Raw genomic sequence first — 15,137 nt, 5'->3', positions numbered from 1 at the left:
TTTATCGACGTTCGTGTGCGGGATGGGGATCGCTCGACTCGTCTGTCGGCTGGTATCCGCAGATGCATGCTTGACGGTCCCTCCACCCTGGCTCCTACATACCGCGTAGGAGCCGGGAGGAACATACAAGCCATGCTCGACGCTACACAGGCTCGTATTCCACCCCGATTACCGCAAAGGTGAACTGGCCGCCGGGCAGTTCCACCGAGAATTCATCATCCAGCCGCTTCTTCAGCAGCGCACGTGCCAGCGGCGAATCGATGCTGATCCAACCCAGGCCTGCATCGGTCTCGTCCGGGCCGACAATGCGATAGCGGCTGGTGTCGCCACTGTCCACGTTCTCCAGTTCCACCCACGCGCCGAAAAACACCGCCTGCGGATCGGTCGGCGTGGTGTCGACCACGCGCAGCGATTCCAATCGCTTGGTCAGGTAGCGCACGCGACGGTCGATCTCGCCCAGCTGCTTCTTGCGATAGGTGTACTCGGCGTTTTCCGAACGGTCGCCTTCTGCGGCGGCTGCGGCCAGTGCCTTCACCACCTCGGGGCGGCGCACCCGCCACAGGTCATCCAGTTCGGCCTTCAGCCGTGCGTGGCCGGAGGCGGTGATCAGGGCCGTGCTTTTTTCTGCGGGGGGACGCCAACGGGACATGCGGTAAGACTTCTTTTCAGGGGAACGATGGGGTCGGAGCCCTTTCCCGTGGAAAGAGCTCTGACCGCCAGTGGCGGTGAATCAGCGCTTGCCGCCGAAGATGCCGCCCAACAGGCCACGCACGATCTGGTTGCCCAGCTTGGTGCCGACCGTGCGCGTGGTCTGCTTGGCCATCGTCTCGATCATGCCCTGGCGGCGCTTGGTGCCGAAAATCGCATCCTTGATCGCCTGGCCGAAACCGCCTTCCTGCGCTTCGTCCTGCTCGCGGCTGCGGGCGGCCGGCGCCTGCGCCTGCTCGACCGTCTTCTGCGCGCGCTGGGCCAGCAGTTCGGCGGCCGATTCACGGTTGATCGCCGTGTCGTAACGACTGCCGACCGGGCTGCCGGCACGCACCTGGGTACGCTCGGTCTCGGTGATCGGTCCCATCCGGCAGCGCGGCGGCGCGATCATCGTCTGCTGCACCGGCATCGGCACACCCTTGTCCTGCAGCGTGGACACCAGCGCCTCGCCGGTGCCGAGCTGGCTGAGCACCTTGGCCACGTCCAGCTTCGGGTTCGGCACGAAGGTTTCGGCAGCGGTCTTCACTGCCTTCTGGTCGCGCGGGGTGAACGCACGCAACGCGTGCTGCACGCGGTTGCCCAGTTGGCCGAGGATGTTGCCCGGCACGTCGTCGGGGAACTGCGAGCAGAAATACACGCCCACGCCCTTGGAGCGGATCAGGCGCACCACCTGCTCGATGCGCTGCACCAGCGACGGCGGTGCGTCGTCGAACAGCAGGTGGGCCTCGTCGAAGATGAAGACCAGCTTCGGCTTGTCCAGGTCGCCCACCTCCGGCAGCTGCTCGAACAACTCCGACAGCAGCCACAGCAGGAAGGTGGAATACAGCTTGGGCTTGAGCACAAGCTGGTCGGCGGCGAGGATGCCGATCACGCCGCGGCCGTCGTGATTGACCCGCATGATGTCGGCCAGCTCAAGCGCCGGTTCGCCGAAGAAATTCTCGCCACCATCCTGCGCCAGGCGCAGCACCGAACGCTGGATCGCGGCGATCGACTGCGCACTGACCAGGCCGTACTCGGTGGAGATGTCCTTGCGCTCCTCGGCCACCAGGCCGAGCAGGGCGCGCAGGTCGTCCATGTCCAGCAGCAGCAGGCCACGGTCGTCGGCCAGCTTGAACACGATGTCGAGCACGCCGGACTGGGTGTCGTTCAACTCGAGGATGCGCGCCAGCAGGGTCGGGCCCATCTCGCTGACCGTGGTGCGCACCGGATGGCCGAGCTTGCCGTACAGGTCCCAGAAAATGGTGGGGCTGGCGGCCGGCGCATAGTCGGCCACGCCGATCTCGGCAGCACGCGTCAGCAGGTTCTCGGCACCGGTCCCGGGAACAGCCAGGCCGGACACATCGCCCTTAACATCGGCCAGGAACACCGGCACGCCCAGCCGCGAGAAGCCCTCGGCCAGGGTCATCAGGGTGACCGTCTTGCCGGTGCCGGTGGCGCCGGCCACCAGGCCGTGGCGGTTGCCGAGTTTCGGCAGCAGGGTGACGGCAATATCGTCGGTAATGCCTTTGCCGAGCAGAATCGGATCCATGGTCCAGCCCTTGTGGTGAATAGCCCAATGTTAACCGCCGGCGGTGACGGGCCGAAGGTCGGCTTGCCCGGACCTTGGCGGCGCCGCTACTCTGCCTGCCTGTTTCGCACACAGTGCCATCAATGCCCGTTCCTGTCCTGATTTCCCGCGGTTGGCCGCTGCTGGCCCTGGCCGGCCTGGTTTCCCTGGCGCCCGACGCCCATGCGCAGCGGGTTTCGGCCCGGGACAAGGTGAAGGTGGATGCGCTGCAGCAGCGCATGACCGTCGCCGAAAAGCGTTACAGCGACGCCCTGCTGCTGGTCGCCAATGCCGACCCCAAGGGCAGCAACGAGGCCGATGCCGCGCTGGAAGACATGGAAGATGTCCTCAACGACTGCGTGAAGCAGAAGGGCTGCCAGATGGGCACCCTGCTTGCCAGCTACAAGCGCCTGCTCAAGCACGACGCTGATGCCGCTGCCAGCGACGACGTGGCCGACGAGGGCGGTGACCGCCTGGAAGCCGACCCCGACCATATCGGCCCGCTCACCGCCGACGTGCCGGAGGCCGCGCGCGCCGCCGCGCTGCTCAACGACAAGCGGCATGCCTTCGACAGCATGGTCGAGTACAACCCGGCCGTGCAGGCCGGCATCCGCCGTTGGCTGACCGACATGCGTCCCGCGCTGCTGACCAGCTACGAGAACTACCAGAACCTGCGTGCGGTGATGTGGCCGGAGTGGGAGAAGCGCGGCCTGCCCGAGGCGCTGCTGTTCGGCATCATGGCCAAGGAGTCCAACGGCCGCGTGCATGCGTCCTCGCGCGCCGGCGCCGCCGGCCTGATGCAGTTCATGCCGGCCACCGGTCGCCGCTTCGGCCTCGGCCCGGACGGCACCGGCTTCGATACGCGCTTTGACGCGCGCAGCGCCGCCGAGGCCAGCGCCAGTTACCTCAACGAGCGTCTACGCGAGCTGAACAACAACGTGGAAATGTCGGTGGCCGCCTACAACGGTGGTGAAGGCCGTGCCGCGCGCGTGTTCAAGCAGAGTGCTGGCCAGAGCTTCTGGACCGACAGCGTCTACAACCAGTTCCCGGGCGAGACCAAGGACTACGTGCCGATGGTGATCGCCGCCGCCTGGATCTTCCTGCACCCGCAGCAGTACGGCGTGGAATTCCCGAAGATCAGCGCGCAGCCGGCCACGCTGCGCCTGGCCAAGTCCACTACCATCTACGAACTGACCATCTGCCTGGGCAGCCACGGTACCCGCGATGGCTACATGCGCGCGCTGCGCAACCTCAACCCGCGCTATGAAGCCGACGGCTGGATTCCGGCCGGCACGCTGATCAATGCCACCACCCGCATCGCCGGCCTGTACCAGCGCAACTGCGTCAGCGGCCCGCGTGCCGATCTGGCCCGCACGCTGATCACCGCCGATCTGAACGCAGCGATCAAGCGTCCGACCGCTGCCAGCTACACCGGCAGCGTGGCCGTGGGCGGTGTGGTGCCGGTGGCCGATGCCGCCGCGTCCACCAGCGTGCCGACCACACCGGCCGCTCCGGTAGCTACGCCGCGCCCGCAGGCACGGCCGAAGCCGGTGCGCAGCCACAAGGTGGGCCGGGGTGAGACCCTGGGCGCCATCGCCGCGAAATTCCAGTGCGACGTGCCGACCCTGGCCCGCGCCAACGGCCTGAAGGCCCCGGCCTACAGCCTGCGCCACGGCCAGACGCTGAAGCTGCAGGGCTGCGACAAGTAATCCTCCCGACCCCTGGAATCCGCATGGACCTCGAAGACACCCGCAACCTGTTCGCCAACCTCCGCGAAAACACCGACTGGGACATCACCGGCCCGTTGCTGTGGGGGTATTTCTTCGTGCATTCCACTGCTGAGCCGTTGCAGGTACTGGCTGACCATCTGCAGGCGCAGGGCTACTCCTTTGTGGAACTGTTCGAGCAGGAGCCGGAAGAAGGCGACGCGCCGTTCCACGTGCTGCATGTGGAGCGCGTGGAGATTCACGACGAAGCCTCGCTGGACCGTCGCAACCAGGAGTTCGCGGCGCTGGCCGCGGAGAAGGGCGTGGAAGACTACGACGGCATGGACGTAGGTCCAGCCCCGGCCCTGCAGTAGCGCGCTTCTGGCTGTAGAGCCGAGCCCATGCTCGGCTTCCTTTGCCCACAGAAATGCATGACCGGTTGCAGCCAGCAGCCGAGCATGGGCTCGGCTCTACATGTACCTCAGCGCAGCGTCGCCAGCGCCTGGCCCAGCTGCACCGGGCTTTCGGCGCCCAGCTGCGGCGCGAACTCGGCCACGCCCGGCGGTAGCAGCACGATCACGGTCGAACCGTAGTTGAAGCGCGCCATCTCGGCGAAGCGCTCCAGCTGGATGCCCTGGCCGCGGTAATCCTTGCGGGTGATGCGGTCACCGTAGGCCGGGATCTCCTCACCGCTCCATACGGTCTCCACGCCGGACACCAGCAGTGCACCGACCATCACGCTCACCATCGGGCCGAAGCTGGTATCGAAGTGGCAGACCAGGCGCTCGTTGCGGGCGAACAGGCGCGGCACGCCGTTCACCGCGGCCGGACCGACGCTGAACAGGCGGCCCGGCACGTGCACGGTCTCGCGCAGGGTGCCGGTCCACGGCATGTGCACGCGGTGGTAATCGCGCGGCGACAGGTACACGGTGGCGTACAGGCCGTCGTTGTACGGCTTGGCGTCTTCGTCGCTGCCCAGCAGTTCGGCGGCGGTGAACGACTGGCCCTTGGCCTGGAAGATCCGGCCGGCCTCGATCTTCCCCAGCTGGCTGATGCGGCCGTCGGCCGGCATCACCAGGCTGCGCGGATCGGCATCGGCCACGCGCGCCCCCGGCTTCAGCGCACGCGTGAAGAACTGGTTGAAGGTGGCATAGCTGCGCGGGTCCGGGTTGGCCGCTTCGTCCAGGTTGACGTTGAACTTGCGGGTGACGGTGTCGATCAGCCAGCGCGACACGCGCGGATCGTCCGAGTACGCCAGCGAACGCGCCATCGAGGACAGCAGGCGGTGGGGCAGGGCGTACGTCAGGGCGGTGGTGAGGCTCATGGGGCGGTTTTCTCGGTCAGCTTCTGCAGGTCGCGGGCAATGGCCGGCGCGTTGAACGGGGGCCGCACCAGGCCGGCAAGGCGGCCCTGCGGGTCGAGCACGGCCAGGCTGGCCGAGTGCTCGACGGTGTAATCCTCAGGGTTCTCGTCGAAGTGCTTGCCCGGCACCTTCTGGAACACGAAACCCAGCGAAGTGGCAAAGCGCTCCAGCGACGGGATATCGGCGGTGGCGGCCAGGGTGTCCTTGTGGAAGCCGTGCACGTACTCGCCGAGGCGTGTGGCGCTGTCACGGTCCGGGTCGACCGAGATGAACAGCACGCGCGGGCGCAGGCTGTCGGGCAGGGCCTCCCACTGGTTCTGCGCGCCGGCCAGCTCGGCCAGAGTGGTGGGGCAGACGTCGGGGCAGAAGGTGAAGCCCAGGAACACCAGGGTCCAGTGGCCCTTCAGCTCGCCCGGAATCAGGCGGGTGCCGTCGGACTGGGCCAGGTTGAAGTCGGGCAGTTCGCGCGGCTGCGGGTACAGCGTGATCGCTTCGGTGGCCGGGGCGTTGGCCGGTGGCTTCGGCGCGAACACCTGCTGGGCGGCCAGCAGGCCCAGGCCCGCCGCCAGGGCGATCAGCAGGATGATGCCGGCGTTGCGATTGAACATGGGAGCCCCCGCGCGAAGTGGGCTCCATCATACCGGCTGCGGCCCGATCGTTTCTGCCGCAACGGATGCCGCCGCGGGCGCCAGCCCCTATAATCGGGGGCCACTTTGCCCGCAGTACCGCCATGACCGCTGAAACGGCCGCCGAACTCCACACGATCATCGATCTGATCCGCTACGGCACCAGCCGTTTCAACGAAGCCGGGCTGACCTTCGGTCACAGCTACGACAATGCGCTGGACGAGGCCACCCAGCTGGTGCTGCACAGCCTGCACCTGCCGCACGATCTGGGCCCGGCCTATGGCCAGGCGCGCCTGCTGCAGGCCGAAAAGCTGCGCGTGCTGGAACTGTTCCAGCGTCGCATCGATGAACGCATCCCGGCCGCCTACTTGACCGGTGAGGCCTGGTTCGCCGGCCTGAGCTTCAAGAGCGACAAGCGCGCCCTGGTGCCGCGTTCGCCGATCGCCGAACTGATCGAATGCGGCTTCGAGCCGTGGCTGGCCGGCCGCGATGTCAGCCGCGCGCTGGATCTTTGCACCGGTTCGGGCTGCATCGCCATCGCCATGGGCCATTACTACCCGAACTGGGAAGTGGATGGCGTCGACCTGAGCGACGACGCGCTGTCGCTGGCCGAAGAGAACAAGGAACGCCTGCAGGCGCACAACGTCACCCTGCTCAAGTCGGACCTGTTCAACGGCCTGACCGGCCGCCACTACGACCTGATCGTCACCAACCCGCCGTACGTCACTAACGACGAGACCGATGCCCTGCCGCAGGAATACTCCTACGAGCCGGAGATGGGTCTGCGTGCCGGCGATGACGGCCTGGACCTGGTGCTGAAGATCCTGCGCGATGCCCCGCTGCACCTGAGCGAAGACGGTCTGCTGATCTGTGAAGTGGGCGAGTCCGAACAGCATCTGGTCAAGCTGCTGCCGGAAGTCGATTTCGCCTGGATCGAGTTCAAGGTTGGCCAGATGGGCATCTTCGCGGTCGAGTGCCGCGAACTGATCGCCCACAGCGCCCGCATCACCGAACTGGCGGCGCAGCGCCCGTGAGCTCCAATTCGTTCGGCAAGCTGTTCACCGTCACCACGTTCGGCGAGTCGCACGGGCCGGCCATCGGCTGCGTGATCGATGGCTGCCCGCCGGGGCTGGCGCTGGACGCGGCCGAATTCGCCCACGACCTGCAGCGTCGCGCCACCGGCAAGAGCCGGCACACCTCGGCGCGTCGCGAAGCCGATGAGGTCGAGATCCTGTCCGGCGTGTACGAGGGCCTGACCACCGGCACGCCGATCGCGCTGCTGATCCGCAACACCGACCAGCGCAGCAAGGACTACGCCAACATCGGCCAGCAGTTCCGGCCGGGTCATGCCGACTACAGCTACTGGCACAAGTACGGCATCCGCGACCCGCGCGGTGGCGGCCGTTCCTCGGCACGCGAGACTACCATGCGCGTGGCCGCAGGCGTGGTCGCCAAGAAGTGGCTCGCCGAGCGCTTCGGCGTGACCGTGCGTGGCTACCTGTCGCAGCTGGGCGACATCACGCCGGCCGGTTTCGACTGGTCGGCGGTGGAAGACAATCCGTTCTTCTGGCCGCACGCCGCACAGGTGCCGGAACTGGAGGCGTACATGGATGCGCTGCGCAAGTCCGGTGATTCGGTCGGTGCGCGCGTGGACGTGGTCGCCGACAACGTGCCGCCGGGCTGGGGCGAGCCGATCTACGGCAAGCTCGATGGCGAACTGGCCGCTGCGCTGATGAGCATCAACGCGGTGAAGGGTGTGGAGATCGGCGACGGTTTCGCCAGCGCAGCGCAGAAGGGCACCGAGCACCGTGACCTGCTGACCCCGCAGGGCTTCGCCAGCAACCATGCCGGCGGCATCCTCGGTGGCATTTCCACCGGCCAGCCGGTGGTCGCCTCGATCGTGTTGAAGCCGACCTCCAGCCTGCGCCTGCCGGGCCCGTCGCTGGACACGGCCGGCAACGTGGTCGAGGTGGTCACCACCGGCCGCCATGATCCCTGCGTCGGCATCCGTGCCACCCCGATCGCCGAGGCGATGGTGGCGATGGTGCTGATGGACCAGGCGCTGCGTCATCGCGCGCAGTGTGGCGATGTCGGCACGATCACCCCGCGCATTCCCGGGCAGATCGATGGCTGACACGCGGCCGACGGTGTGGGTGAGCCAGCCGCTGATCGACGCGGCCATCGCGCCGTTGCGCGATCGCGTACAGCTGCGCAGCACCGACACTGTCACCGCCTGGTCGCCCGATCAGATCGCCGAACAGCTGGCCAGCGCCGACGGCGCAATCATCACGCTCAACGAGCGCATTGGTGCGGCCCAGGTGGCCGACGCCGCACAGCTGCAGGTGATCGCCAATGTCGGCGTCGGCTACAACAACCTGGATGTCGACGCGCTCAGCGCCGCCGGCATTCTCGCCAGCAACACGCCGGACGTCCTGACCGGGACCACCGCCGATCTCGGCTTCGCGTTGCTGATGGCCACTGCACGCCGCATCACTGAATCCGAGCGCTGGCTGCGCGAAGGGCAGTGGCAGCAGTGGTCGTTCCAGACCATGCTCGGTGCCGACATCCACGGCAGCACGCTGGGCATCCTCGGCATGGGCCGCATCGGCCAGGGCATTGCCCGCCGCGGTGCACACGGGTTCGGCATGAAGGTGCTGTACCACAACCGCTCGCAGCTGCCGGCCGCGACCGAAGCGGAAGTGGGCGCCACCTATGTGGACCTGGATACGCTGCTGGCACAGTCCGACCACCTGCTGCTGGTGCTGCCGTACACGCCGGCCTCGCACCATCTGATCGATGCCGTCGCGCTGGCGAAGATGAAGCCGTCGGCAACGCTGGTGAACATCGCCCGTGGTGGCCTGGTTGATGAGATCGCGCTGGCCGATGCGCTGGCCAACGGTCGCCTTGCCGCAGCGGGCCTGGATGTGTACGAAGGCGAGCCGAAGGTGCGCCCCGAACTGCTGGCGCTGCGCAATGTCGTGCTGACTCCGCATATCGGCAGCGCCTCGCTGGCCACGCGCACGGCGATGGTACAGCTGGCCGTGGATAATCTGGTTGCCGGGCTCGGCCTGGACGGCGGCCTGTCGCGCATGCCGAGCGCGATCAACGCTGACGCGGCGATGGCCGCGCGCGTGACTCTGGGCAAAAAAACCGGGAAACGATAGGGAACCTCCGCGCGCCCCGCTTGAGGAGGTTCCCCGAACCCAGCTGTCGTGCGTGTTTCTTCCCCATTCCCGTTTTCGTGAGAGTTTCCCCCATGAGCAATGCACAGCGCAGTTTCCACGTCGCCGTCGTCGGTGCCACCGGTGCGGTAGGCGAGACCATGTTGTCGATCCTGGCCGAGCGTGATTTCCCGGTCGGTACCCTGAGCGTTCTCGCTTCCGAGCGTTCGGCCGGCGGCGAGATCGAGTTCAACGGCCAGAAGGTCAAGGTCCAGGACCTGGCTACCTTTGATCCGAGCGGCGTCGAGATCGCCCTGTTCTCGGCCGGCGGCAGCGTGTCCAAGGAATACGCGCCGAAGTTCGCAGCAGCGGGCGCTGTGGTGATCGACAACTCCTCGGCCTTCCGTTACGACGATGACGTGCCGCTGGTGGTGTCCGAGGTCAACCCGGAGCAGGTCGCCAACCGTCCGCGCGGCATCATCGCCAACCCGAACTGCTCGACCATGCAGATGCTGGTGGCGCTGGCGCCGCTGCACCGCAAGTACGGCATCGAGCGCATCAACGTCTCCACCTACCAGTCGGTGTCCGGAGGCGGTCGTTCGGCCACCGAGGAACTGGGCAAGCAGACCGGCCAGCTGCTGAGCTTCCAGGAGATCGATCCGCAGCGCTTCCCGGTGCAGATCGCCTTCAACCTGATCCCGCACATCGACGACTTCCAGGACAACGGTTTCACCAAGGAAGAGATGAAGCTGATCTGGGAGACCCGCAAGATCCTCGGCGACGACAGCATCCTGGTGAACCCGACCGCTGTGCGCGTGCCGGTGTTCTACGGCCACTCCGAATCGGTGGCGATCGAAACCCGCGACAAGGTGACCGTGGCCGAAGCGCGCGCGCTGCTGGAACAGTCGCCGGGCGTTGAAGTGGTGGACCGCCATGAAGCCGGTGGTTATCCGACTCCGGTCACCCATGCCTCGGGCACCGATGCGGTGTATGTCGGCCGTATCCGTGAAGACCTGTCGCATCCGTGCGGCCTGAACCTGTGGATCGTGTCGGACAACGTGCGCAAGGGCGCGGCGTTGAATGCCGTGCAGCTGGCCGAGCTGGTCGCCGCCGAGCAGCGCTGATGGAGAGGCCGGGCAATCCCCGGCCTTTTCTGTAGAGCCGAGCCTACGCTCGGCTCAGGCCATGCAGCCGAGCATGGGCTCGGCTCTACATGGGTGCGGACCCCGGTCCGCACGCTTTATAGTGTCGCCCATGAATAAACGGGCCAAGGGCGCAAAGCGCCCGCTCACCTATCTGTCCGCCGCACTGCTCGCCTTGGCCAGCAGTTCGGCGCTCGCCCTGGGGTTGGGTGACATCCGGGTCCTGTCCAAGCCGGGCCAGCCCCTGCTGGCTGAAATCCCGGTGGTCTCGGCCGATCCGTCCGAGCTGGAAAACCTGCGGGTGGCGCTTGCCTCACCGGTCACCTTCGAACGTGTCGGCCTGCAGCGGCCAACCGGACTGGTCAGTGAACTGCAGTTCGAACTGACCCGCGACACGCAGGGCAGGGCAGTGGTGCGCGTCACCTCGCAGGCGCCGGTGGAGACGCCGTCGCTGAGCTTCCTGATCGAAGCCGACTGGGGTCAGGGCCGCCTGGTGCGTGAGTACTCGGCGCTGGTCGATGCGCCGCCCAGTGCGCTGGCCGTGGCCGAGCCGGAGATCGTCGCACCGGCCGGCACGCTCTCCAATACCATCGTGCGCGAACCTGCACCGGCTTCGGCAACGGTGCCGGCAGCAGAGACGCCCACTACGCCGCCATCTGCGGTGGTGCCTGCACCGGCACGCCCGCGTGCGGCCTCCGCGCCGGTTGCTGCACCGGCGGCCGATGGCAGCATCACCGTGCAGCGCGGGCAGACCCTGTCGCAGATCGCCAGTGCAGTGGCACGTGGCAACCAGGTCAGTCGCGACCGCGCGATGATCGCCCTGCTGCGTGCCAATCCCGAAGCCTTCATCCGGGGCAACGTCAACCTGCTCAAGCAGGGGGCGGTGCTGCGCATGCCAGGCAGCGATGCGCTTGCTGCGGTCGACGCTGCCGAAGCGGCGACGCTCGTGCGCGAGCACGCTGCGCAATGGCGGCAGGCGCGTACCGTGCCGCAACCCGCGGGTACCGTCGCCCCGGTCGCCAAGGCCGCAACCACGAACGCTTCTTCCCCGCCTGCCGCCAACGGGGCACGACTTGAGATCGCTCCGGCGCTGGCGTCCGACGCCGCGCACGCGGGCACAACCACCGGCACCGCTGCCGGCAGCGAGGGTGACATGCTGGGCAACGAACAACTGCGCCAGGCGCGTGAGGACATCGCCACCCGCGATGCCGAGATCGGCGAGCTGAAGCAGCGCGTGGCCGACCTTGAGAAACTCAAGGAACAGCAGCAGTCGCTGATCGCGATGAAGGACAACGACCTGGCCGCCGCGCAGCAGCGCCTGGCGCAGGCACCGGATGCCCGCGATGCGGCAACGCCGTGGTACTGGCTGGGGCTGCCGGTACTGCTGCTGGCGGCGGGCGCGGCCTGGCTGCTGCGTCGTCGCAAGCCGTCGCCGCTGCCGCCGCTGCGTGAGGAAGACGATGCCGCCGGCCTGACCGCGGCGGTGCCGGCGGGTGCGGCGCTGGATACGCTGGCCGAGCAGTCCTCATGGTCGTCGGCTGTTGCCGACAATGGCCGCCAGGAACCGGCGATGCCCGCCTGGGCCACCGAAACCGAAGTGCATGACGTGTTGGTCGCCGAACCCGTTGCCGAGGACCTGGCGCGGGCCGGCTGGCAGACCGACACGCTGCGCGAGGAGGACGTGGTGGCATTGCCCGAAGCGGTGACCGATCTGCCGCGCTGGGACGATCCCGCAACCACCGGCGACGAGGGTGTCGTCGCCGAGCCGCTGCAGGACGAGCGCGTTGCACCGCAGGCGCCGGTCGAAGTGGTGGTGCCGGACTACGCACTGCATGCCGAACAGCAGCCGCAGTTCCGCGGCGTGTTCGATCTGCCGGCCGACGCGCATGAGAACGAGGCTCCGGTGGACGCCGCCCGTCGCGAAGCCATCGACGGCATCGACCATGGCGCCGTCGAGGCCTCTCATTCCGACGACATCGCGTCGAGCGCGGCTGCGCCTGCCGGCGACGCGGGCTGGTCGCCACGTGCCGGCCAGGAGCGCCTGGAACTGGCCATTGCCTACCTCGATCTGGGCGACGCACAGACCGCGCGCACCCTGTTGCTGGAAGTCGCCGAAGGCGGCGACCTGCACAGCCAGGCCCAGGCCCGCGAACTGCTGGCGCGCCTGCCGTGACCGAACCTGCCGACAAGGGCCTTGCCATGAGCCGCGAACGCCGCATCGACTACGTTGAATTCGCGTCCAGCGACCCGGCCGCCAGCCGCGCCTTCTTCGAGAAGGTGTTCGACTGGTCGTTCGTCGACTACGGCAGCGACTACACGGCGTTCGACGATGGCCGCCTGCAGGGCGGCTTCTTCCGTGGCCAGCCGCAGCGGGCCAGCGACAGCGGTGCACCGCTGCTGGTGCTGTATGCCGACCAGTTGGCACCGGTCGAGGCCGCCGTGCGCGACGCCGGCGGCGAGATCGTGCGCCCGGTGTTCTCCTTCCCCGGTGGCAGCCGCTTCCAGTTCGTCGAGCCCGGTGGCAACGAACTGGCGGTCTGGTCCGAACGCGATCCGGCCTGAGCGCCGCCCCATCCGCAACATCGAGGTAGCACATGCGTTATGCGCTTGGCGTCGAGTACGACGGCAGCGATTTCAGGGGCTGGCAGAACCTGGGCGAGGGTGGTCCCAGCGTGCAGGCCAGCCTCGAGCAGGCCCTGTCATCGGTGGCTGATGCGCCGCTGCAGGTGGTCTGCGCCGGCCGCACCGATGCCGGCGTGCATGGCCAGTGCCAGGTCGTGCATTTCGATACCGACGTGGTGCGCGATCCGCGCGCCTGGATGCTCGGCACCACCACCCGCCTGCCGCGCTCGATCGCGGTGCGCTGGTGCGTGCCGGTGGCCGATGATTTCCACGCCCGCTTCTCCGCACGTGCGCGCCGCTACCGCTATCGGCTGCTCAACCGTGAGGTACGGCCGGCACTGGACCGGCAGACCCTGAGCTGGGAGCGCCGGGCGCTGGACGAGACCCTGATGCACGCCGCCGGCCAGGCCCTGCTTGGCGAGAACGACTTCAGCGCGTTCCGTTCGGTGCAGTGCCAGGCGCTGCATGCGCGGCGTGAACTGCAGTCGTTGCAGGTCAGCCGCGATGGCGAAGTGATCGAAGTCGCAGTACGTGGCAATGCATTTCTTCATCACATGGTCCGCAATATCGTCGGATCGTTGATCCTGGTGGGCAGCGGTGAAAAACCGGTGGAATGGATCGCCGAACTGCTGGCCGGGCGCGACCGCACCGTAGCTGGTCCCACCGCACCGCCGCAGGGCCTGGTGTTCCTTGGGCCCCTGTACCCCGACAACTGGCATCTGCCCGCCGAGGTCACGCTATGAGCCGTTCCTACTACCGTACGCGCATCAAGTTCTGTGGAATGACCCGTGCTGGCGACGTCCGCCTGGCCGGTGAGCTGGGCGTGGACGCAGTGGGTTTCATCTTTGCCCGCGAGAGCAGCCGCCGGGTCGCACCGGCTGAGGCCCGCGCGATGCGCCAGGCGATCGCACCGATGGTCGACGTGGTGGCGCTGTTCCGCAACAACAGCAAGGAAGAAGTGCGCGAGGTCCTGCGCACGGTGCGGCCGACCCTGCTGCAGTTCCACGGTGAGGAAGACGAGAGCTTCTGCCGCAGCTTCAACATGCCTTACCTGAAGGCGATCGCCATGGGGGGTCGTGAAGAGGTCAACGCCCGCACCCTGCAGCTACGCTATCCCAGCGCTGCCGGCTTCCTGTTCGACAGCCACGCCCCGGGTGGTGGCGGCGGCACCGGCGTGGCATTCGACTGGGGCCGCGTTCCGACCGGATTGCACCGGCCGTTCCTGCTGGCCGGTGGCCTGAACCCGGAAAATGTCTACGACGCCGTGCTGGCGACGCTGCCGTGGGGCGTGGACGTCTCCAGTGGCATCGAACTGGAGCCGGGCATCAAGGACGGCTACAGGATGCGCACCTTCGTCGAGGAAGTGCGTCGCGCGGATTGCACCGTTCTGGAGTGATCCGCGTCACCTTGGTGTGATGGGAGTCACGCTTCCGGGTAATTCAGGTTCCAGCGCCAAAAAGTCGACACCCCCCGAACATCTGATCGGACACAATGCGCCCAGCCTTACCTGGCCGGGTGCGATGCCGTGTGCGTGTCGCTGGCCGCACCCTTGAGATATGCCCTACCTTTCGAACGAGGACGCAATGGATATGCCCCATCTTTCTTCCCACCGTCTCGGCTTGGCCCGCCTGACGCTCGTGCCCGGCCTGCTGCTCGCCTTGGGCGCATGTGCGGCCGGTGACTCATCCGTCCCGACAGCGTCGGCACCGGCCGCTGCAGCACCGGCGGCCGCACCTGCCGCAGCGCCGGCCACGGCTCCGGCTGCCGACGGCCTGGCTGCGCTGATTCAGGCCAGTGGCGTGAAATGCAGCAACGCCAGTACGGGCAGCGGCTGCACGGCCGGTGATGTGGACAGCGGCGATTTCTACGATGTTGAACTGTCGCCGGACTGTGGCGACCAGGGTTTCTTCGCCGGCGTAGCCGACGCCAAAGGCGTGGAAACGTTGAATGCGGTGCCATCCACCGGCAGCAAGGCCAGCGTGACCGCGAAGCTGTCGAAGGGGCAGCTGGTCTGCGTGCAGGGCATCGGGCGCACCGGACAGAATCCCCTGTTCTATTACGTCGTTGCGGTTCCCGCCGCGACGGTCGGCAAGTGCAAGGGCAACACGTTGTGTGACACCTATGGCGACAGGCCGATCACTGGCTTGGCCAGCACAGGGGGCGAGGCCTGCCATGCGGCGGCGCCGGGACGTTACGCCGGGAACTGCGCACAGGGCTGGGTCAGTGCGGACGTGCTCGACGTGTTTTCCAACGGAATGTAATC

Annotated in this window: 15 protein-coding genes; 11 read left to right on the top strand and 4 right to left on the bottom strand. The window is 67.4% G+C overall.

Annotated elements, in window-relative coordinates:
* Nucleotides 1-142: 142 nt before the first annotated feature.
* On the bottom strand, nucleotides 143-649 hold the full coding sequence (gene greB / locus AC5P6E_RS14200; protein WP_019336668.1) for a transcription elongation factor GreB: 507 nt from the start codon (nucleotides 647-649) through the stop codon (nucleotides 143-145).
* An 81-nt stretch (nucleotides 650-730) separates the two neighbouring features.
* Entirely contained in the window at nucleotides 731-2,236 is a 1,506-nt protein-coding gene (locus AC5P6E_RS14195; protein ID WP_019336667.1) for a helicase HerA-like domain-containing protein, read from the bottom strand.
* A 122-nt stretch (nucleotides 2,237-2,358) separates the two neighbouring features.
* Here AC5P6E_RS14195 and AC5P6E_RS14190 point away from each other — a divergent pair, with 122 nt between their 5' ends.
* Both AC5P6E_RS14190 and AC5P6E_RS14185 read left to right on the top strand, forming a co-directional pair.
* Nucleotides 2,359-3,963, top strand: a complete 1,605-nt coding sequence (locus AC5P6E_RS14190; RefSeq protein ID WP_010483035.1) for a transglycosylase SLT domain-containing protein — start codon at nucleotides 2,359-2,361, stop codon at nucleotides 3,961-3,963.
* A 23-nt stretch (nucleotides 3,964-3,986) separates the two neighbouring features.
* Nucleotides 3,987-4,334 carry a ribonuclease E inhibitor RraB gene (locus AC5P6E_RS14185; RefSeq protein WP_010483037.1) on the top strand — a complete coding sequence of 116 codons (348 nt, stop codon included), beginning with the start codon at nucleotides 3,987-3,989 and terminating at the stop codon, nucleotides 4,332-4,334.
* A 107-nt stretch (nucleotides 4,335-4,441) separates the two neighbouring features.
* On the opposite strand, the gene asd is transcribed toward AC5P6E_RS14185, so the two are convergent.
* A complete protein-coding gene (asd, locus tag AC5P6E_RS14180) occupies nucleotides 4,442-5,284 on the bottom strand; it encodes an archaetidylserine decarboxylase (protein ID WP_019336666.1) in 843 nt (280 codons plus the stop codon).
* The gene (locus AC5P6E_RS14175; protein WP_010483041.1) at nucleotides 5,281-5,931 is read right to left on the bottom strand and encodes an SCO family protein; all 651 of its coding nucleotides are present in this window, start codon (nucleotides 5,929-5,931) and stop codon (nucleotides 5,281-5,283) included. The genes asd and AC5P6E_RS14175 overlap by 4 nt, the downstream gene beginning before the upstream one ends.
* A 122-nt stretch (nucleotides 5,932-6,053) precedes the next feature.
* On the opposite strand from AC5P6E_RS14175, the gene prmB reads away from it, so the two are divergent.
* The 9 genes from prmB to AC5P6E_RS14130 all read left to right on the top strand — a co-directional run bounded on the left by prmB (nucleotide 6,054) and on the right by AC5P6E_RS14130 (nucleotide 15,135).
* Nucleotides 6,054-6,983: a 50S ribosomal protein L3 N(5)-glutamine methyltransferase gene (gene prmB / locus AC5P6E_RS14170; protein WP_010483043.1), complete on the top strand. Its 930-nt coding sequence runs from the start codon at nucleotides 6,054-6,056 to the stop codon at nucleotides 6,981-6,983.
* A complete protein-coding gene (gene aroC, locus AC5P6E_RS14165) occupies nucleotides 6,980-8,083 on the top strand; it encodes a chorismate synthase (protein WP_010483045.1) in 1,104 nt (367 codons plus the stop codon). Before prmB ends, aroC begins: the two co-directional genes overlap by 4 nt.
* The gene (locus tag AC5P6E_RS14160) at nucleotides 8,076-9,113 is read left to right on the top strand and encodes a 2-hydroxyacid dehydrogenase (protein WP_010483047.1); all 1,038 of its coding nucleotides are present in this window, start codon (nucleotides 8,076-8,078) and stop codon (nucleotides 9,111-9,113) included. Before aroC ends, AC5P6E_RS14160 begins: the two co-directional genes overlap by 8 nt.
* A 92-nt stretch (nucleotides 9,114-9,205) precedes the next feature.
* Complete coding sequence (locus AC5P6E_RS14155; RefSeq protein WP_019336665.1) at nucleotides 9,206-10,234, top strand: aspartate-semialdehyde dehydrogenase; 1,029 nt, start codon at nucleotides 9,206-9,208, stop codon at nucleotides 10,232-10,234.
* Between the two features lie 130 nt (nucleotides 10,235-10,364).
* Nucleotides 10,365-12,425: a FimV/HubP family polar landmark protein gene (locus tag AC5P6E_RS14150; RefSeq protein WP_495231054.1), complete on the top strand. Its 2,061-nt coding sequence runs from the start codon at nucleotides 10,365-10,367 to the stop codon at nucleotides 12,423-12,425.
* Between the two features lie 26 nt (nucleotides 12,426-12,451).
* On the top strand, nucleotides 12,452-12,814 hold the full coding sequence (locus AC5P6E_RS14145) for a VOC family protein (protein ID WP_032952441.1): 363 nt from the start codon (nucleotides 12,452-12,454) through the stop codon (nucleotides 12,812-12,814).
* A gap of 32 nt (nucleotides 12,815-12,846) precedes the next feature.
* Nucleotides 12,847-13,617 carry a tRNA pseudouridine(38-40) synthase TruA gene (truA, locus tag AC5P6E_RS14140; protein WP_010483055.1) on the top strand — a complete coding sequence of 257 codons (771 nt, stop codon included), beginning with the start codon at nucleotides 12,847-12,849 and terminating at the stop codon, nucleotides 13,615-13,617.
* The gene (locus tag AC5P6E_RS14135; RefSeq protein WP_010483057.1) at nucleotides 13,614-14,270 is read left to right on the top strand and encodes a phosphoribosylanthranilate isomerase; all 657 of its coding nucleotides are present in this window, start codon (nucleotides 13,614-13,616) and stop codon (nucleotides 14,268-14,270) included. Before truA ends, AC5P6E_RS14135 begins: the two co-directional genes overlap by 4 nt.
* 187 nt (nucleotides 14,271-14,457) lie before the next feature.
* Nucleotides 14,458-15,135 carry a hypothetical protein gene (locus AC5P6E_RS14130; RefSeq protein ID WP_010483059.1) on the top strand — a complete coding sequence of 226 codons (678 nt, stop codon included), beginning with the start codon at nucleotides 14,458-14,460 and terminating at the stop codon, nucleotides 15,133-15,135.
* Nucleotides 15,136-15,137: the final 2 nt, after the last annotated feature.

Source organism: Stenotrophomonas sp. YJH_SMC_16 (assembly GCF_059367875.1).
The sequence above is the reverse complement of the archived record's forward strand: the minus strand, read 5'-3'. Positions and strand labels throughout refer to the sequence as shown.